At 62.9% G+C, this 18,683-nt stretch carries 11 protein-coding genes; 2 read left to right on the top strand and 9 right to left on the bottom strand.

Translation table 11 applies throughout. From position 1 onward, the window contains the following. Positions 1 to 39: 39 nt before the first annotated feature. The 5 genes from PRJ_RS17780 to dkgB form a co-directional block, all read right to left on the bottom strand. Positions 40 to 1,188, bottom strand: coding sequence for a M14-type cytosolic carboxypeptidase (locus tag PRJ_RS17780; protein ID WP_104962121.1), 1,149 nt, complete (start codon positions 1,186 to 1,188; stop codon positions 40 to 42). Between the two features lie 141 nt (positions 1,189 to 1,329). Then, positions 1,330 to 2,103, bottom strand: coding sequence for a helix-turn-helix domain-containing protein (locus PRJ_RS17775; protein WP_104962120.1), 774 nt, complete (start codon positions 2,101 to 2,103; stop codon positions 1,330 to 1,332). Positions 2,104 to 2,139: 36 nt separating this feature from the next. Next, complete coding sequence (locus tag PRJ_RS17770) at positions 2,140 to 3,372, bottom strand: MFS transporter (RefSeq protein WP_104962119.1); 1,233 nt, start codon at positions 3,370 to 3,372, stop codon at positions 2,140 to 2,142. Positions 3,373 to 3,534: 162 nt separating this feature from the next. After that, a complete protein-coding gene (locus PRJ_RS17765; protein ID WP_104962118.1) occupies positions 3,535 to 4,707 on the bottom strand; it encodes an MFS transporter in 1,173 nt (390 codons plus the stop codon). A 20-nt stretch (positions 4,708 to 4,727) separates the two neighbouring features. Then, entirely contained in the window at positions 4,728 to 5,531 is an 804-nt protein-coding gene (dkgB, locus tag PRJ_RS17760; RefSeq protein WP_104962117.1) for a 2,5-didehydrogluconate reductase DkgB, read from the bottom strand. 204 nt (positions 5,532 to 5,735) lie between these two features. Here dkgB and PRJ_RS17755 point away from each other — a divergent pair, with 204 nt between their 5' ends. Then, a complete protein-coding gene (locus tag PRJ_RS17755) occupies positions 5,736 to 9,923 on the top strand; it encodes an NEL-type E3 ubiquitin ligase domain-containing protein (RefSeq protein WP_104962116.1) in 4,188 nt (1,395 codons plus the stop codon). Positions 9,924 to 9,969: 46 nt separating this feature from the next. Here PRJ_RS17755 and PRJ_RS17750 read toward each other — a convergent pair whose 3' ends face one another. Together PRJ_RS17750 and PRJ_RS17745 are read right to left on the bottom strand one after the other, a co-directional pair. Further along, the gene (locus PRJ_RS17750) at positions 9,970 to 10,464 is read right to left on the bottom strand and encodes a DUF934 domain-containing protein (RefSeq protein ID WP_003250391.1); all 495 of its coding nucleotides are present in this window, start codon (positions 10,462 to 10,464) and stop codon (positions 9,970 to 9,972) included. Beyond that, a complete protein-coding gene (locus PRJ_RS17745) occupies positions 10,448 to 12,100 on the bottom strand; it encodes a nitrite/sulfite reductase (protein WP_104962115.1) in 1,653 nt (550 codons plus the stop codon). The genes PRJ_RS17750 and PRJ_RS17745 overlap by 17 nt, the downstream gene beginning before the upstream one ends. A 213-nt stretch (positions 12,101 to 12,313) precedes the next feature. Between PRJ_RS17745 and PRJ_RS17740 the strand changes: the two genes are divergently transcribed. After that, positions 12,314 to 13,390 (top strand): ABC transporter substrate-binding protein, encoded by a 1,077-nt coding sequence (locus PRJ_RS17740; protein WP_104962114.1) that lies wholly within the window; start codon positions 12,314 to 12,316, stop codon positions 13,388 to 13,390. 1,078 nt (positions 13,391 to 14,468) lie between these two features. Here the strand turns inward: PRJ_RS17740 and PRJ_RS17730 are convergent. Further along, entirely contained in the window at positions 14,469 to 14,684 is a 216-nt protein-coding gene (locus PRJ_RS17730; RefSeq protein ID WP_020193229.1) for a DUF2970 domain-containing protein, read from the bottom strand. Between the two features lie 166 nt (positions 14,685 to 14,850). Beyond that, entirely contained in the window at positions 14,851 to 18,558 is a 3,708-nt protein-coding gene (gene metH, locus PRJ_RS17725) for a methionine synthase (protein WP_104962112.1), read from the bottom strand. Between the last annotated feature and the right edge of the window lie 125 nt (positions 18,559 to 18,683).

Genomic DNA, 18,683 nt, shown 5'->3' with positions numbered 1-18,683 from the left:
GCGACGGGCTGCTCCTGCAGGGGCTGCGCAAGGCGAGGTTCAGCGCAAATCGCCAACCATGCTTGCCAGGGTCTCCAGCACCGCGCCGGCCAGTGCCTTGGAGCGCGCCCCCGACCACCCGGTGACTGCATCGGGCGCGTCGTCATGGTCCTTGAATGGCATCTCCAGCGTCAGTGACAGGCAGTCATGGGCCATGCCCACCGCATTGCAGGCCAGCGTCGTATTCGCCTGTCCGGGTTCGTCACGGGTATAGCCATGCACCGTCTGGAAGTCGCGGGTCAGGCTGCACAAGGTGCTACGGAACTGCTCTTCGAGGTTGGCCAGCCGAGGGGTGTAACCCGGGTTGCCCTCGCATGCGGCCGTGAACACGTGGGGGATCTCTTCGTCACCGTGCACGTCGATGAAGGCATCCACACCGTACTGCTTCATCTGCGCCTGTGCAAAGAACACTTCCGGGCTGAATTCGACGCTGGCGTCCTGCCAGGCGCGGTTGAGGTCCTTGCCCTTGAAGTTGGTGCGCAGGTGGCCGAGGAATGCGCCGTCGGGGTTCATGTTGGGGATCAGGTAAAGGTCGGCCTTGGCCAGCAATTGCTGGACCACCGTATCGTTGGCCTGCAGGCGGTCGATCACGCCCTCCATGAACCATTCGGCCATGTGCTCGCCCGGATGCTGCTGGGCAATCAGCCACAGCTTGCGCTTGCCTTCGGCACCGTCGCCTGCCCGCAGCAGGGGGATATCGCGGCCCTGGACACTGCGGCCGCTGGCCAGCAACTCGACCCCCGGGAGTTGGCAGGCACGTTCGATCAGCTGGTTGTGGCGGGCACGCGGGTAGGGCTCGAAGTAGGCGAACCAGATCTGGTCCTGTTCAGCCTTGACCTCGAACGATAGCGCCGTACCGTCGAACTGGCTTGGCACACGGAACCAGCGCTGCTGGTCATAGCTGGCCACAGCGTTGTAGCCGCTCCACGCGTTCTTGTACGAGGAGCCAGAAGCGTTGTCCAGGCTGAAGCGATGGACCTGCCCCGGTGTGAGCCCGCTGACCTTGAAGTGGAACCACTGGTAGTGGCCGCTGTGGGTGTCCGGGCGAATGGCCAGGTGTACCTGGGCCGGGTTGCTGGCATCCAGTACCTGTATGTTGCCGGAGTCGAAATCGCAGTCGATCTGCAGGGGGGACAGCGTCACGGTCATGTGCCGGGCTCCTTTGCGGGCATTGTTGTAGGGGTACTGTATACGGCTTGGCGGGGATGCTGTGCAAGAACAGGCAGGGCGAGCCCTCAGCGGACAGCCCGTATGCGGCGGGCCAGTGCCGGCAAATGCGTGGACTTCAGGTTATCTGAAGAACTGACTGGGCGTGGTACCGAACTGGCGTTTGAACATGCTGGCAAAGGCACTTGGGCTGTCATAGCCCAAGGCCCCCGCCACATCGATGATTCGCTCGCCCAGGGCAATCCGCTCCAGTGCCTGCATCAGCCGTGCCTGCTGGCGCCACTGGCCGAAGGTCATGCCGGTTTCCTTGCGGAACAACCGCTGGATGGTCTTTTCGTCCACCCCCAGGCGCAGGCTCCAGTCGGCAACGGTGGCGTTATCCTCGGGCCGTTCATGTAATGCCGTGCAGATCACCCGCAGGCGCTGGTCGCTGGGTTGCGACAGCTTCAGCGGCAAGGTCGGCAGTACGCAGATTTCGTCGAGGATCAGGCGCATGACCCGGGCTTCGCGCGAGTCCTCGGCAAACGGTGCGGTGAACCCCACCGAGGCCTTGATCAGTTCGCTGAGCAAGGGCGAGATGCTGATGGCCTTGCTCTGCAGGGGCAGGCCGGTTGCCGCGTCGATGCGCACGAACACACTGCGCATCTTCACGTCGCCGACACAGCGAATGGCATGCACCTGGCCGCAAGGCATCCACACGCCGCGGCTGGGTGGCACCGTCCAGCATTCGTTTCCGGACTCGACGATCATCAGGCCTTTGATGGCATAGATCAGTTGATGCTTGGTATGGCGATGGGGCTCGATGAACCAGTCGCTTGGGTAGTCTGTCGCACGGCTACCCACCTCCCAGGTCCACTCATCGACCTCCACCAGCAGTTCACGTTGCGGCTTTACCATCGTGACCTCGTATCGAAGCAGCCTGGCAGCGCCACTTTAGCAGCAACGGCCAGGGCGGGCCTGCGAGCGGGTGGCCGGCAGCAAGGCGGTGGCCAACCCGAGCAGCGGCAGGAACGCAATGGCCTGGTACACCCACTCGATGCCATGCCGGTCGGCCAGTGCGCCCAGGCCGGCTGCACCCAGGCCGCTGATGCCGAACATCAGCCCGAACATCACCCCTGAAACCATGCCGACCCGGCCCGGCACCGCCTCCTGGGCATACACCACCAGGGCAGCGAATGCCGAGGACATCACCAGGCCGATGACCACCGCCAGCACGGCTGTCCAGGCAAGGCTGGCATGGGGCAGGGCCAGGGCGAAGGGCGCCACACCGAGGAACGAGACCCAGATCACGGCCTTGCGCCCGATGCGATCACCCACCGGGCCACCGGCAAAGGTGCCCAGCGCAACGGCTGCGAGGAACACGAACAGGTACAGCTGGCTGTGCTGCACACTCAGGCCGAAATGCTCGATCAGGTAGAAGGTGAAGAAGTTGGTGAACGAAGCGATGTAGACGAACTTGGCGAACATCAGCACGGCGATCACCGCCACAGCGCGCCACATGGCACCCCGCGACAGGCCGGGGGCCTGTTGGCCAGCGAAGGTCTTGAGCCGGGCCTGGCCGTGGCGCACGCTCCAGCCCGTCACCCGCAGCAGCACCAGAACAGCCAGCGCAGCGGCCAGCATGAACCAGGCAATGGCCGGTTGGCCGTGCGGAATGATGATGGCAGCAGTGAGCAGCGGGCCGAGGGCCGAGCCGGTATTGCCGCCGACCTGGAAGGTGGATTGCGCGGTCCCGAAGCGCCCGCCGGAGGCCATTCTGGCCACCCGCGAGGCCTCTGGGTGGAAGGTGGCCGAACCCACGCCGACCACGGCGGCGGCCACCAGCAGCATTGCATAGCTGCCGGCAAAGGCGAGCAGGGCGATGCCCACCAGCGTCACCAACATGCCGGCAGGCAGCAGGTAGGGTTGTGGGTGCTTGTCGGTGAACATGCCGACCCAGGGTTGCAGCAGGGAAGCGGTCACCTGATACACCAAGGCGATCCAGCCGATCTGGGCGAAGCTCAGCGCGAAATCGCTTTTCAGCATGGGGTAGATCGACGGCAGTACGGCTTGAATCAGGTCATTGAGCAGGTGGGCGAATGCAGCAGCACCGACGATGCGCACGACAAAGCCCTGAGGCTGGTCGGCAGGCGTGGCGGCGGCTACGGAGGCGGCGGAGGTTGTCATGGGCAAGGTTCTTCTATGGCAAGGGAGCAAGGCGTTGCCGCAGCAGGTTATCCAGTGCCGAGGTTGCCTGTCTCACGCCGAACAGGCAGCCAATGTCGCGTTTCGGGCATCCGTGCCCACAGCCTGGCAGGAGAGCGGAGGCGCTCCTGCAGGTGATTGCCTTCAGGCTATATCGGCTGCGGTCTTGCCGGCGACCTTGTTGCGCCCGCCCAGCCATACCAGCAACAGCCCCGCAGCCGCCAGCACACCTCCGGCCATTGGCACGGCGGCGTAGCCCAGGTTCAGGCTGATAACCGCACCACCCAGCGCCGCGCCCACGGCGTTACCCAGGTTGAACGCACCCACGTTGATCGACGATGCCAGGCCTGGCGCCTCGATGGCGGCAGTCATTACGCGCATTTGCAGCGGCGGTACCACGGCGAAGGTGAACATGCCCCAGACCAGCAGGGCGATGGCAGCGCCGATGTGGCTACTCAGTACCAGGGGCATCGCCAGCATGATCAGCGCCAGCACGGCGAGGAAGATTTTCGCCGCGCCATCCAGCGACCAGTCGGCCAGGCGGCCACCCAGGCTGTTGCCAAGGGTGAAGCCAACCCCGATCAGTACCAGTCCCAAGGTTACGAAGCCGTCCGAGGCACCGGTCAGTTCGGCCAGCACCGGCGCCACGTAGGTGTACAAGGTGAACATGGCGCCGGCACCGAGCACGGTGGTGGCCATTGCCAGCAGCACGCTGGGGCGGGCAATGACCGCCAGTTCCTTGCGCACATGCGGCACGCTGCCGCGTTCACCCTTGGGCAGGGCGTACCACAGTGCGGCCATGGCCAGCAGGCCGAGTACGGCGGTACCGGCAAATGCCATGCGCCAGCCGATCTGCTGGCCAATCCAGGTGGCGGCCGGCACGCCGCCGATGTTGGCGATGGTCAGGCCCATGAACATGGTGGCCACGGCGCTGGCCTGTTTCTCCTTGGGCACCACGCTGGCTGCCACCACGGCTCCCAGGCCGAAGAACGCACCATGGTTGAGGCTGGTGACCAGTCGCGAAGCGAGCAGGGTGTAGTAGTCCGGCGACAGTGACGACAGCAGGTTGCCAAGGGTGAAGATGGCCATCAGCGCCATCAGCGCAGCGCGCTTCCCAAAGCGGCTGAACAGCAAGGTCATGATCGGCGCGCCGACCATCACGCCAATAGCATAGGCGGTGATCAGCATGCCGGCGCTGGGGATGCTCACCTCCACGCCCTGGGCGATGACCGGCAGCAGCCCCATCGGGGTGAACTCGGTAGTACCGATGCCAAAGGCGCCAATGGCCAACGCGAAAAGCACGCGGCCGGGTCTCATTGTTTGAGCAGTCATCGGTGTCAGTCCCAGGTTGGCGCCAGGCCGTCAGGGCTGACCTCGCGGCCGTTGCGCTCCAGCTTGGCGATGCGTGCCATGTCGTCGCTGTCCAGCGTCAGGCCACGGGCAAGCAGGTTGCTGGCCAGGTTTTCACGCTTGGTCGACGACGGGATCACGGCATAGCCCAGTTGCAGGGCCCAGGCCAGGGCAACCTGGGCGACGGTAGCCTTGTGCTTGGCGGCGATCTGGGCCAGTACCGGGTCTTTTAGCACTTTGCCGTAGGCCAGGGTCATGTACGAGGTCACGGTGATCCCTTGTTCCTTGAGGAACGCGGTCAGCTTGCTGTTCTGCAGATAGGGGCTGAGCTCGATCTGGTTGGTGGCGATTTCCCCTTTGCCGACCACGGCAATGGCTTGCCTGGTCAGCTCGATGTTGAAGTTGGAAACGCCGATCTGGCGAGCCAGGCCTTGCTGCTTGGCGTCGGCCAGGGCCTTCATGTACTCGGGCAGTTCTACGCCGTTGCCCGGCGCTGGCCAGTGGATCAGCAGCAGGTCGACATAGTCGGTGCGCAGTTTCTGCAAGCTGTCACGCAGGCTGGGGATCAGCTTGTCGGCGGCGTAGTTGTCGACCCAGATCTTGGTAGTGATGAACAGCTCGCTGCGCGGCACGCCGCTTTCGGCGATGGCCTGGCCCACTTCGGCTTCGTTCTTGTAGATCTGTGCGGTATCGATGACACGGTAGCCGACTGCCAGGGCAGACTTGACCGAGTCGATGACGGTTTGGCCGGTGAGGCGGAAGGTGCCAAGGCCGAAGGAAGGAACGCTCATGGGGTTGCTCCTGAATAGGGGGAGGATCATGTGGTGCCCAGTGTGCAGGTTTGAACGGCAGCGAATAAGCCGCTATAGCGCCAAAGTCATTTGACCTGTAGGCACAAATACATTTTCAAGCTGTGCATTCACTACATAAATAGGGCCAGAGGGGATTGGAACCTTGTTCAGCTAGCGCTTTTTTATCAAGCGTTGAGGCTGCCCATGACCCCTTCCGTAATACCTGCCGATTCCATCGATGCGCTGATTGCCCGTCAGTTGCCAGGCTGGCTCAAGCGCGCGTCTGCCCAAGAGCTGACAGAGCTGCGCGCCGCTGCTTTGCGCCAACAGCGGGCGCAGGACCAAGTAGACGCCTGGTTAGGGGCCATAACCCCCTTGGATGAGTTCGCCGAGTCTTTGCTCAAACGTGCACCCGAGGCCCATTCGATCAAGCAGGTAGATTTGCGCCAGGCTCAGCTCAGGCTGGTGACCCTGCAGCCAAAACCGTCGATATCACCTGCTTTACCAAGCACGTCAACACGCATCGTCAGCACCCAGACGCTTCTCTCGGCGGCACTGCATAACTTCCACGAAAAGGAAATGCAGCCTGGCTGGTTCGCGGCCGGGTCGCAGTTGGTCACTGCCAGCGGGCACCTGCTGCCGCTAAGTGCGCAAGCTTTTGTCCGCCTTTGCAGAGACATCGATATTGGCAGGCGTTATCAAAGCCATTTGCAATCGAAGCTGGAAGGCGAGGGGGTGGCCGTCGAGAGTGCCCTGGAGGAGGCGATGAGCGCCAACCTGGCGCTTGCTGCAATCGCCGCAAGAATCAAGGGTGAAATCGATGAGCAGACCTGTCAGTGGATCAACCAGGTGGTGGGCACAGGGTCTTTCCTGCCAGCCGACAACACCGTATTGAAGTGTCACACCCTGCGGCTGTTGGGCAAGGAGGTCATTGGCGCACTGGTGATCGAAGTGCGTCAGAACGCCCGCCTGCTTGGTGTTATCGCGTGGTTCCCTGAGGACCCGTATGCCCCGGTGAGTTGGCACACCAGCTGGGAGCTGCTGTACATGACCCTTGGCATACGTTTGCGTAATGAAGCGTATCGGCGCTACTTCCAGCGCTTCGTCGCAGAGCGTGATCGCGTCACCTTCTGCGCGGCCCTGAACGCACTGCTCAGCCACGGTAATACTGTTCTTCCGCTTGAGCTGGATGGCCGCTGTTTTGCGATCGAGGGCGACGTGTTCGTCGCGCTGCGCCAAGCCCGGATCGAAAAAATGCTGGATGACGCGCGGGTATTGGCGGTTTCGACAGAGGATGAAGATGTCGCCGACCGCCGCGCACGTTTGCAGGGCTATCTGGATTTGGGGTTGAGCGTGGCAGGCCTGGCAGCGCTGTTTGTGCCTGTGTTGGGGCAGGCCCTGCTGGGGCTTACGGTGGTGCAACTGGCGGGTGAGGTGTACGAAGGCTATCAGGATTGGCAGTTGGGTGATCGCGATGCCGCATTGGGCCACTTGTTCAACGTGGCCGACACGGTCGTGATGGCGGCGGTGACGGCGGCCGGAGCGACGGCACTTGGCAAGCTGGCACAGCGAGTGGCGCGGGTGGATGCCATGGTGCCGGTAAGCCTGGGCGATGGCCAGTTGCGGCTGTGTGATCCGTCCTTGTCGGGCTATCAGCGTGAGGGCGTCGATCTGATGGTAGGCCAGGCCGTGAATGAAACTGGCCGTTCGCTGAGGCGCCTGCACGATGCTGTCTATGAGGTGAGCGAGGGGGACGATGGCGCATGGCGTATTCATCACCCATCAAGGCCAGGGGCGTATTCACCGGCACTTGAGCACAATGGTGCCGGGGGATGGGTGCATGAGTTCGAGCAACCGCAGCGCTGGCATGACCCCGCCTACATGGTGCGCCGCCTTGCCAGCCGCACGGCGCAGGTGCCCGATGAGGCGGTATCTGTAGCGCTGCAGACCACCGGTTTCGAGGCTGACTGCCTGCGCCGTTTGCTGTTGGAAAATGCGCCCGTGCCGGCACGCTTGCTCGATGCCATCGAACGCCAGCAATTGCACCGTGATTTCCCGATGTTGCGGGGTGACGCTTTCGAGGAGGTCTTCAACGAGCGACAGATCAGCCCGCAAGCAGCGGACCGCGTATTGATGCGGGACTTCCCGGGCCTTTCCCACCGCTGCGCACGGGAAATCGTCGAGGGGGCCAGCAGCGTCGAGATGGAGAGCCTGACGGGCGCAGGCCGGGTACCCCTGGCCTTGGCGGAGCGTGCCCGCTGGGCAATACGCGACAGCCGGATAGACCGTGCCTGCGCAGGGTTGCGCCAGGCCACCGCAGAAAATGACGATACCGGTAAGCTCGCGCTGGGCCTGATCGATGCCATCGCCCCTTGGTCGGCTGGGGTCAACGTTGAGCTGCCTGCCGCGGGCAGGGGTGGGTTGCTGCAGACGTTGAGACGGCAGCTGGACAGCCACCAGCGACAGTTGCTTGGTATTAGCCAGATGACGGATGACGCACTGGGTGAGCGGCTTGGGCGTGAGGCACTCGCTGACCGTGAAGCGGCGGCCCGAATGATTGGGCTGGCCCGTGTGGGGCAGGGGATTCGCCCTCCTGTACGGTTGTTCGATGGGCGGTTGGGCTACCCGCTCAGTGGCCACCTGACAGGGACTCGCCAGGCACTGCGGCGCACGTTGAACCACGTGTATCCGGTGATGAGCAGTGAGCAGTTGGAGGCCTATCTGCAAGACCTGGCTTGGCGGGGAGTGGACCCCTGGAACCATGTGAGCCAACTGTTACAGGCCAAGGTCAGCCTCAAGCAGGCATTGCAAGCCTGGCGAAATGACGCAGGACTGAACATTGTTCGCCGCCTGCGTCGTATCAAGGTTGCCAGGCGTATTACGGCAAGCTGGCAGCGCTTTACCCCTGGGGAGATGGCGGGTGACTACCACCTGACCCTCGTGGGCGAGCGGGTGGGTGACCTGCCAGCGTTGCCTGATAATGTGAGTTTCGACCACATCACGCACCTGACCCTGCGCGATATGCAGGTGACGAGCCTTGATGCGGGCTTTCTTGGTCGCTTCAGCAAGGTGCGCAACCTGGACTTGCGGAACAACCAGCTGACGCGCCTTCCCGCAGGTATCGAGCAACTGACCGAACTGAGGACCCTGCGCCTTGGCGGCAACCAGATCGTGCTTTCCAGCGAGGATAACCTGCGTTTGAGCCAGCTTGTGGAGCTGCGCCGCTTGGAGCTCAACGGTAACCCGGTCGGCTTGCTGCCACCCTTGGCGTCTTTCCCCCTGCTGCGCCGGCTGTCCTTGCGCAACACCGGGCTGGGCGATCTGCCCGCTGATCTGGCCAGGCACGGTAATCTGGAGTTGCTGGACATGCGTGACAACCAGATTCAGACACTGCCTGAAGCGCTGTCTTTAGTGCCGCTTCGCTTGTTGCGGGGCCTGGAGCTGCACGACAATCCACTCTCGGACGAAACCTTGCAGCGCTTGCAGTTGGCCAGGGCGTCGGCCGGGGCCGTTGAGCGTCGACGTGCAGCTCATGCCACTTCGATCCCGAACGCTGCAGCCCCTTGGTTTTCAGGATTCACGCCAGCCCAGCGCGAGGTGCGATTGGCGAGCTGGAACCGCTTGAGCCAGGAAGCCGGGGCGCAGGATCTGTTCCGCTTTTTCTCTGATTTACGCGCCCTGCGTGAATACGACGCACAACCGCGCGACCTGCAGGCCCGGGTGTGGCATATCCTCGAGGCCTGCGAGCAGCACGCTGAAGTACGCGCGAGCCTGTTCGAGCAAGTTGCCCGGCCGCGCAGTTGCAGTGACGAGTTGCTGCTGACGCTCAGCGAGCTGGAGGTTGGCGCGCTGGTCGCCAAGGCCGGTACAGCCGGTACCGGTTTACAGAAGGAGCGGGCGCTGGTCAGGCTGGGGCGTTCGTTGTTCCGCCTGGACAAAGTCAACGCAATTGCCGCGCGGCATATTGCGGATTACTTTTCGAACGATCCCGTTGAGGTTTACCTGACCTATCGCGTCAGGCTGGCAGATAGTCTCGACCTTCCCGTGCAGCCCAGCCATCTTTCGTACGAGAGTTTCAGTGGAGTTGGCCGTGAAGACCTGGACGCCGCGCGCAGCGAGGTGCTGCGGCAGGAAACGCCACAAGCCTTGGCGCAGGCGCTGGCAGATCGAACCTTTTGGCAGGACTACCTGCAGGAGCAGCAGGCGGCGCGCTTCAGCCGCCTGGACGAGCCTTTTCAGCAGCGCCTGGATGCGTTGCTCGAACAATCGAAAACGCTGAGTGATGGCGACTATTTTGCCCAGGTCGAGCATATCTGCGCAGCGCGTGAGGTCGCGAAACGGCAGCTTCTGCTTGAATTGAGCCGTGAGGCAATCCAGCGCCACGGCCTGTGAACGAAACAGCCCGCCGAGAGGCGGGCTGTTCGCTGGGGCGGGACGATCAGCGGCGGCGGAACAGCGGCAGCGGTTCGTCGGTAGCGGCCTGGTAGGTCACCGAGAAGTCCTTCAGGCTTTGCAGCGCGTCTTCCGGGTCCTTGTCGGCACGGATGGCGAATGCGTCGAAGCCGCAGCGGGCCATGAAGAACAGCTGGTCGCGCAGCACATCGCCGATGGCGCGCAGTTCGCCCTTGAACTTGTAGCGGTCACGCAGCAGACGCGCATTGGAGTAGCTGCGGCCGTCGGTGAATGCCGGGAAGTTCAGGGCGATGACCTGGAAGTGGTGCACGTCTTCACCGATTTCCTCCGCTTCCTGGTCGCTGTCCAGCCATACGCCCAGGCCGCCATCGCGGGCCTTGAGCACGTGGGCATGGTCGCGCCACATCTGCAGCGGCACGATGTAGTCGTCGCAGTTGGTCAGCTCGTCGAACGAGGTTTCCTTGGGCAGCAGGTGCCAGGTTTCGTCGACGATCTGGTTGTTCTTAATGATTCGCTGCATAGACGCGTTCCTTGAAGGGGTCGATGCCGATACGCTGGTAGGTGTCGATGAAACGCTCTTCCTCGGTACGTTGCTCGACGTACACGGCGATCAGCTTCTCGATCACATCGGCCATGTCATCCTGCGCGAAGGACGGGCCAAGAATCTTGCCCAGGCTTGCGCCGCGTGCGGCGTTGCCGCCCAGCGACACCTGGTAGAACTCCTCACCCTTCTTGTCCACGCCGAGGATGCCGATGTGGCCCACGTGGTGGTGGCCGCAGGCGTTCATGCAGCCGGAGATGTTCAGGTCGATTTCGCCGATGTCGAACAGGTAGTCCAGGTCGTCGAAGCGGCGCTGGATGGACTCGGCAATCGGGATCGACTTGGCGTTGGCCAGCGAGCAGTAGTCGCCACCCGGGCAGCAGATGATGTCGGTCAGCAGGCCGATGTTCGGGGTGGCGAAGCCGCCCTCGCGCAGTTCAAGCCACAGCGCGTGCAGCTGGCGCTGCTCGACGTCGGCGAGGATGATGTTCTGCTCGTGCGAGGTGCGCAGGAAGCCGAAGCTGTAGCGTTCGGCCAGGTCGGCCACGGCGTCCAGCTGCTTGTCGGTCAAGTCACCCGGAGCAACACCGGTCGGCTTGAGTGACAGGGTCACAGCCACGTAACCCGGGCGTTTGTGGGCACGGGTGTTGCGCGAGCGCCAGCGGGCGAACCCTGGGTACTCGGCATCCAGTGCGGTGTAGTCGACGTTGTCGAGTGCGAGGTACTCGGGGTCGACGAAGTGGCGCGATACGCGCTGCACTTCGGCTTCGGTCAGGGTGGTGGTGCCGCCACGCAGGTGGACCATTTCGGCCTCGACCTTTTCGGCGAACACTTCCGGGGTAAGGGCCTTGACCAGGATCTTGATCCGCGCCTTGTACTTGTTGTCACGGCGACCGTAACGGTTGTACACGCGCAGGATGGCGTCGAGGTAGCTGATCAGGTCCTGCCATGGCAGGAACTCGTTGATGAACGAGCCCACCACCGGGGTACGGCCCAGGCCACCACCGACCAGCACACGGAAGCCCAGTTCGCCGGCAGCGTTGCGCACCGGCTCAAGGCCAATGTCGTGCACTTCGATGGCGGCGCGGTCTTCCTGCGAGCCGTTGATGGCGATCTTGAACTTGCGTGGCAGGTAGGCGAATTCCGGGTGGAAGGTGGTCCACTGACGGACGATTTCACACCACGGGCGCGGGTCGACGATTTCGTCTGCGGCCACACCGGCGAACTGGTCGGTGGTGGTATTGCGCAGGCAGTTGCCGCTGGTCTGGATCGCGTGCATCTGCACGGTGGCCAGTTCGGCGAGGATGTCGGGGATGTCTTCCAGCGCCGGCCAGTTGAACTGCACGTTCTGGCGGGTGGAAATGTGGGCATAGCCCTTGTCATAGTCGCGAGCGATCTTGGCCAGGGTGCGGACCTGGTTGGCGTTCAGCTGGCCGTACGGCACCGCGACACGCAGCATCGGCGCGAAACGTTGGATGTAAAGGCCGTTCTGCAGGCGCAGAGGGCGGAATTCTTCTTCGCTCAGCTCACCGGCCAGGTAGCGGCGGGTCTGATCACGGAACTGCTTGACGCGGTCCTCGATGATCCGCTGATCGTACTCGTCGTATACGTACATAAAAGTCCTGTCTCAGGCATGCAGCTATTCGCGCGCACGGCCGCGCACTCCGGTACGGAGCCGGGGAACGATAGCAGGTTGCGGTTATGCGCTAAAGTGATGTTTTTGCATATGAAAAGAACCAAATGGACTATGTGAGATTGACTGCCATTTGTGCGCGGAGCATCGCCAGGCGTTTATAATCCGGCGTTTGCTTCGCAGAGATGTGACCCCATGCTCAAGGCCCTGTGCCAAAGCTTGTGCCTTGTCTTGCCATTGGTGGCAAATGCGCAATCGGCTTCGGTGGTGTTCCTCAACCCGGGGCTGTCCAACGAGACATTCTGGACCAGCTATACCCGCTTCATGCAGGCCGCCGCGGACGAGCTGGGCATGACCCTGCAGGTGCAATACAGCGAGCGCCGCGCCGACCTGGCACTGACCCAGGCCCGGGCGATCCTGAGCGCGCCGCAGCGGCCGGATTACCTGGTGCTGGTCAACGAGCAGTACGTGGCACCGGAAATCCTGCGCCTGTCGCGTGGCACCGGGGTGAAGCTGCTGCTGGTCAACAATGGCCTGACCGCCAGCCAGCGCCTCAGCATCGAGGGCCAGCCCGACAAGTATGCCGAGCCACTGGGTACCTTGATGAGCAACGACGAGCAGGCAGGCTTCCAGATGTTGCACCTGATGCTCGCGCAGCTGCCTCGCGACGCAGGGCCGGTGGATCTGGTGGCTTTTGCCGGGGTCAAGACCACCCCGGCCTCGCAGTTGCGCGTTGAGGGCATGCGCCGCGCCCTGGCCGATTTCCCTCAGGTGCGCTTGCGGCAAGTGGTGTACGGCGGCTGGAACCGCCAGCGCGCCTATGAGCAAGCGAAGCAGTTGCTGGAACGTTACCCGGCCACCCGGCTGGTGTGGTCGGCCAATGACCAGATGGCCTTTGGTGCCATGCAGGCGTTCGAGGAGGCCGGGCACACGCCGGGCCGTGACGTGCTGTTCGCTGCCGTCAACAGCTCGCCCGAAGCCTTGCGCGCGCGTATCGATGGGCGCCTGAGCGTACTGATGGGTGGGCATTTCACCCTTGGCGGTTGGGCCATGGTGATGCTGCACGATGATGCCCACGGGTTGGCGTTGAACCGCGACGGCGTGCGCGAACGCCGTATTCCGGTATTGCAGGAAATCGATCAGGCCAAGGCCAGGCGTTGGCTGAAGCTGTTGGAAAGGGACGACTACGGCGTCGATTTTCGGCGTTACAGTGCCGAAGGGCGGCCGGCAGGGTACCGTTACCCGTTTCTGGCGTCACCGGTCGAATATTGAATGACCCTGCTTGAGGGAAGGGCATTGCTCGTCTTAACTGCTGGTGGTGAAGTGCATTCCCATAACCACTACAAGAGGCAATGCAATGGGAAACTCAACCAAGGTCCGCAAAGCTGACAGCAGCGTCGATGCCTGGGCGATCCTCTGCCTGATCGTTCTGGTGGTGGTCACTGCCGTGTATTGGGTCAGCCACCAGTGACTTGCAACTCAAGAACGTGATGTAGCATGGGCGTCTGCGGGAGGGAATCTCGCAGGCACTTTATTATTGCCTGTGGCCGCCTCTTCGCGGTGAAAACATATCCCTTGAGAATGTCGCAGGACCGTCGTAGGAGCGGGTTTACCCGCGAAAGGGCCGGCCCTGCTGGCCAATCTCCACCCGCCGTTTACCGTTGCGACCGCGACCGTATTCGCGGGTAAACCCGCTCCTACACCGATCGGTGGAGGACACAGGTCGGTGGTTGGACACAGGCCCTCGTAGGAGCGGGTTCACCCGCGAAAGGGCCGGGCCTGCTGGCCAATTTCCACCCGCCGTTCACCGTTGCCGCCGCTACCGTATTCGCGGGTAAACCCGCTCCTACACAGATCGGTGGTGGACACAGGTCGGTGGTTGGACACAGGCCCTCGTAGGAGCGGGTTCACCCGCGAAAGGGCCGGGACTGCTGGCCAATTTCCACCCGCCGTTCACCGTTGCCGCCGCTACCGTATTCGCGGGTAAACCCGCTCCTACACAGATCGGTGGTGGACACAGGTCGGTGGTTGGACACAGGCCCTCGTAGGAGCGGGTTCACCCGCGAAAGGGCCGGGACTGCTGGCCAATTTCCACCCGCCGTTCACCGTTGCCGCCGCACCGGATCGGTGGTGGACACAGGTCGGTGGTTGGACGCAGGCCCTCGTAGGAGCGGGTTCACCCGCGAAAGGGCCGGGCCTGCTGGCCAATTTCCACCTACCGTTCACCGTTGCCGCCGCTACCGTATTCGCGGGTAAACCCGCTCCTACGCCTGAACGAGGGTGGACACAGGTCGGGGGTTGGACACAGGCCCTGTAGGAGCGGGTTCACCCGCGAAGAGGCCGGCACAGGTTAGCGGGTCAGGTGCAGCGCCAACTGCACCAGGCCGATCAATACCGCAATGAACACCAGGGTGAACAGCCCCCCCAGCGCAATGAAATGGCTGGCCTTGCCGTGGGTGAAGTCGCGTGCGCGGTTTTTGCCGCTTTGCACGCCGAAGGCGGCAGCGAGGATGCTGTGCAGCATCTGCCAGAAGGTCGGGGGTTTGCCCTGGCTGGAATCGTCCATGGTGGCTCCTGGGGAAATCAGAGGCAATCAGGGACAGTGTAGGCAATGGTTGTGAGGTTGCCCGTGCCGGCCTCGTCGCGGAGAACCCCCCGACAGGTAAATAACTGCCCTTGAGGGCTGTTTCATACCTGTGTGGGTAAGCCCGCGAAGAAGCCAGCGCAGTCGTTTAGCTGTCATACCCCAGGTTAGGCGCCAGCCAGCGCTCGCTCACGCTGATATCCTGGCCTTTGCGTGCGCTGTAACGTTCGATCTGATCCTTGTCGACCTTGCCTACGGCAAAATACTTCGCCTGCGGGTGGGCGAAGTACCAGCCGCTGACCGCCGCCGCCGGGAACATCGCGAAGTGCTCGGTGAGGTACACCCCGCTCGGCCCGGTTTCACCGATGGCGGTGCCATCGAGCAGGCGGAACAGGGTTTCCTTTTCGGTGTGGTCGGGGCAGGCCGGGTAGCCCGGCGCAGGGCGGATGCCGCTGTACTGTTCCTTGATCAGCGCCTCGTTGTCCAGGTGCTCGTCGCGGGCATAGCCCCAGTGCTCTTTACGCACCTGCTCGTGCAGCCATTCGGCACAGGCTTCGGCCAGGCGGTCGGCCAGTGCCTTGACCATGATCGAGCTGTAGTCGTCGCCCTTGTCCTGGTAAGCCTTGGCCACTTCCTCGGCACCGATGCCGGCGGTGGTGATGAAACCACCTACGTAGTCGGTAACGCCACTGTCTTTCGGTGCGACGAAGTCGGCCAGCGACCAGTTGGGCTTGCCGTCCGGCTTGATGGTCTGCTGGCGCAGGTGGTGCAGGGTGGCCAGTGCCTGGCCGTCTTCGCCGTAGACTTCGATGTCGTCATCGTCCACCTGGTTGGCCGGCCAGAAGCCGAATACCGCGCGGGCGCTGATCAGCTTCTCGTCGATCAGTTTGTCGAGCATCTCGCGGGCATCCTTGTACAGCGCCGTAGCGGCCTCGCCAACCACCTCGTCGGTGAGGATGCGCGGGAACTTGCCGGCCAGGTCCCAGGAGATGAAGAACGGGGTCCAGTCGATGTACTCGGCCAGGGTGCGCAAATCGATGTCTTCCAGCACCTTGACGCCGGTGAAGGAGGGCACCGCTGGCTGGTAGCTGGCCCAGTCGTACTGCGGCTTGGCAGCGATCGCCTGGGAGTAGCTGAGGCGCTCGGTGCGGGCGCTGCGGTTGGCGGTGCGCTCGCGCACGTCCACGTATTCCAGGCGGGTCTTCTCGACGAAGCCCGGCTTGAGTTCTTTGGACAGCAACTGGGTGGCCACGCCGACCGCGCGCGAAGCGTCGGTGACGTAGATAACTGCGTCGTTGCTGTACTTGGGCTCGATCTTGACCGCCGTGTGCGCCTTGGAGGTGGTGGCGCCACCGATCATCAGCGGCAGTTCGAAGCCCTGGCGCTGCATTTCGCGGGCAACGTGGACCATTTCGTCCAGCGACGGGGTAATCAGGCCGGACAGGCCGATGATGTCGCACTTCTGCTCGCGGGCCGTTTGCAGGATCTTCTCCGCCGGCACCATCACGCCAAGGTCGACGATGTCGTAACCGTTACAGCCCAGCACCACGCCGACAATGTTCTTGCCGATGTCGTGCACGTCGCCTTTCACCGTGGCCATCAGGATCTTGCCCTTGGCTTCCGGCTTGTCGCCTTTTTCGGCTTCGATGAAGGGGATCAGGTGAGCAACGGCCTGTTTCATCACCCGGGCCGACTTGACCACCTGCGGCAGGAACATCTTGCCCGCGCCGAACAGGTCGCCGACCACGTTCATGCCGTTCATCAGCGGGCCTTCGATCACTTCGATGGGGCGCGCGCACTGCTGGCGGCATGCTTCGGTGTCTTCGACGATGAACGCGGTGATGCCCTTGACCAGCGCGTGCTCCAGGCGTTTTTCCACCGGCAGCGAGCGCCACTCTTCGTTTTCCACTTCCTTGGTTGCGCCGCCACCCTTGTAGTCGTCGGCGATGGCCAGCAGTGCATCGGTGCCATGCGGGGTGCGGTTGAGCACCACGTCCTCGACCTTTTCACGCAGCTGGGCCGGGATCTCGTCGTAGATCTCCAGCTGGCCGGCGTTGACGATACCCATGGTCAGGCCGTTCTGGATCGCGTGGTACAGGAACACCGAGTGGATCGCTTCACGCACCGGGTTGTTGCCACGGAACGAGAACGACACGTTGGACACGCCACCCGAGCTCAGGGCGTGGGGCAGGTGGTCGCGGATATAGGCACAGGCCTCGATGAAGTCGACGGCGTAGTTGTTGTGCTCTTCGATACCGGTGGCGACGGCAAAGATGTTCGGGTCGAAGATGATGTCTTCTGGCGGGAAGCCCACTTCGTTGACCAGGATGTCATAGCTGCGCTGGCAGATTTCCTTCTTGCGCGCGGCTGTGTCGGCCTGGCCGACTTCGTCGAAGGCCATGACCACCACGGCAGCGCCATAGCGCTTGCACAGGCGGGCGTGGTGCTTGAACTGCTCGACGCCTTCCTTCATGGAAATGGAGTTGACGATGCCCTTGCCCTGGATGCACTTGAGGCCGGCTTCGATCACTTCCCACTTGGACGAGTCGATCATGATCGGTACGCGCGAAATGTCCGGCTCACCCGCGATCAGGTTGAGGAACCGGACCATGGCCGCCTGGGAGTCGAGCATCCCTTCGTCCATGTTGATGTCGATTACCTGGGCGCCGGCCTCGACCTGCTGCAGGGCGACTTCCAGGGCTTCGGTATAGTTCTCTTCGCGGATCAGCCGGGCGAACTTGGCGGAACCGGTGATGTTGGTGCGCTCACCGACGTTGACGAACAGCGACTGGCGGTCGATGGTGAACGGCTCCAGGCCCGACAGGCGGCAGGCCTTGGCGATTTCCGGGATCTCGCGCGGCTTGTACTTGGCCACGGCTTCGGCAATGGCCTGGATGTGCCCCGGCGTGGTGCCGCAGCAGCCGCCAATGATGTTGAGGAAGCCGCTGGCCGCGAATTCTTCGACCACCGCGGCCATCTCGGCCGGGGTTTCGTCGTACTCGCCGAAGGCGTTCGGCAGGCCGGCATTGGGGTGGGCGGACACATGGGTATCGGCCTTGGTCGCCAGTTCTTCCAGGTACGGGCGCAGGTCCTTGGCGCCGAGGGCGCAGTTCAGGCCCACGGAAATCGGCTTGGCGTGACGCACCGAGTTCCAGAACGCTTCGGTGGTCTGGCCCGACAGGGTACGGCCGGAGGCGTCGGTGATGGTGCCGGAGATCATGATCGGCAGTTCGACGTTGTCGTCCTCGAACACTTGCTGCACGGCGAAGATCGCCGCCTTCGCGTTGAGGGTGTCGAAGATGGTTTCGATCAGGATCAGGTCGGCGCCGCCTTCGATCAGGCCGCGGGTGGCCTCGATGTAGTTTTCTACCAACTCGTCGAAGGTGACGTTGCGAAACCCTGGGTCGTTGACGTCCGGGGAAATCGAGCAGGTTCGGCTGGTAGGGCCGAGCACGCCGGCAACGAAGCGCGGCTTGTCCGGCGTCTCCAGGGTCTTGGCATCGGCAACCTGGCGAGCGATGCGCGCGCCTTCGACGTTCAGCTCGTAAACCAGCGACTCCATGCCGTAGTCCGCCTGGGAAATCTGCGTGGCATTGAAGGTGTTGGTTTCGAGAATATCGGCACCGGCATCCAGGTAGGCCTTCTCGATGGCGGCGATCACGTCCGGGCGGCTGAGCAGCAAAAGGTCGTTGTTACCCTTCACATCGCTTGGCCAATCGGCAAAACGCGTGCCACGATAGTCGTGTTCCTCCAGGCGGTAGCTTTGGATCATAGTACCCATGCCGCCGTCGAGGATCAGGATGCGCTCTTTGAGTGCGTTCTGGAGTGCTTGGAGACGAGCGCTGCGGTCGGACATAGGAACTACCTGGTCGGGCGAATATCAGAAGGTGCCGAATCATAACAAAGCTGCGCGGTTTTTAGGCATGTCGCCCATTTGCATGAAAACTGCTCATGTTGGGCGGGTGGAGGCAGCGCGAAGCA

Origin of the sequence: Pseudomonas sp. XWY-1, assembly GCF_002953115.1 — a bacterium.
In the GTDB taxonomy this organism is placed as follows: Bacteria; Pseudomonadota; Gammaproteobacteria; order Pseudomonadales; family Pseudomonadaceae; genus Aquipseudomonas; species Aquipseudomonas alloputida.
The sequence above is the reverse complement of the archived record's forward strand: the minus strand, read 5'-3'. Positions and strand labels throughout refer to the sequence as shown.

Bases quoted from the DNA above. Each gene is read 5' to 3' on its own strand.
- PRJ_RS17780 (WP_104962121.1), bottom strand. From the start codon at position 1,188: ATGACCGTGACGCTGTCCCCCCTGCAGATCGACTGCGATTTCGACTCC.
- PRJ_RS17775 (WP_104962120.1), bottom strand. From the start codon at position 2,103: ATGGTAAAGCCGCAACGTGAACTGCTGGTGGAGGTCGATGAGTGGACC.
- PRJ_RS17770 (WP_104962119.1), bottom strand. From the start codon at position 3,372: ATGACAACCTCCGCCGCCTCCGTAGCCGCCGCCACGCCTGCCGACCAG.
- PRJ_RS17765 (WP_104962118.1), bottom strand. From the start codon at position 4,707: ATGAGACCCGGCCGCGTGCTTTTCGCGTTGGCCATTGGCGCCTTTGGC.
- dkgB (WP_104962117.1), bottom strand. From the start codon at position 5,531: ATGAGCGTTCCTTCCTTCGGCCTTGGCACCTTCCGCCTCACCGGCCAA.
- PRJ_RS17755 (WP_104962116.1), top strand. From the start codon at position 5,736: ATGACCCCTTCCGTAATACCTGCCGATTCCATCGATGCGCTGATTGCC.
- PRJ_RS17750 (WP_003250391.1), bottom strand. From the start codon at position 10,464: ATGCAGCGAATCATTAAGAACAACCAGATCGTCGACGAAACCTGGCAC.
- PRJ_RS17745 (WP_104962115.1), bottom strand. From the start codon at position 12,100: ATGTACGTATACGACGAGTACGATCAGCGGATCATCGAGGACCGCGTC.
- PRJ_RS17740 (WP_104962114.1), top strand. From the start codon at position 12,314: ATGCTCAAGGCCCTGTGCCAAAGCTTGTGCCTTGTCTTGCCATTGGTG.
- PRJ_RS17730 (WP_020193229.1), bottom strand. From the start codon at position 14,684: ATGGACGATTCCAGCCAGGGCAAACCCCCGACCTTCTGGCAGATGCTG.
- metH (WP_104962112.1), bottom strand. From the start codon at position 18,558: ATGTCCGACCGCAGCGCTCGTCTCCAAGCACTCCAGAACGCACTCAAA.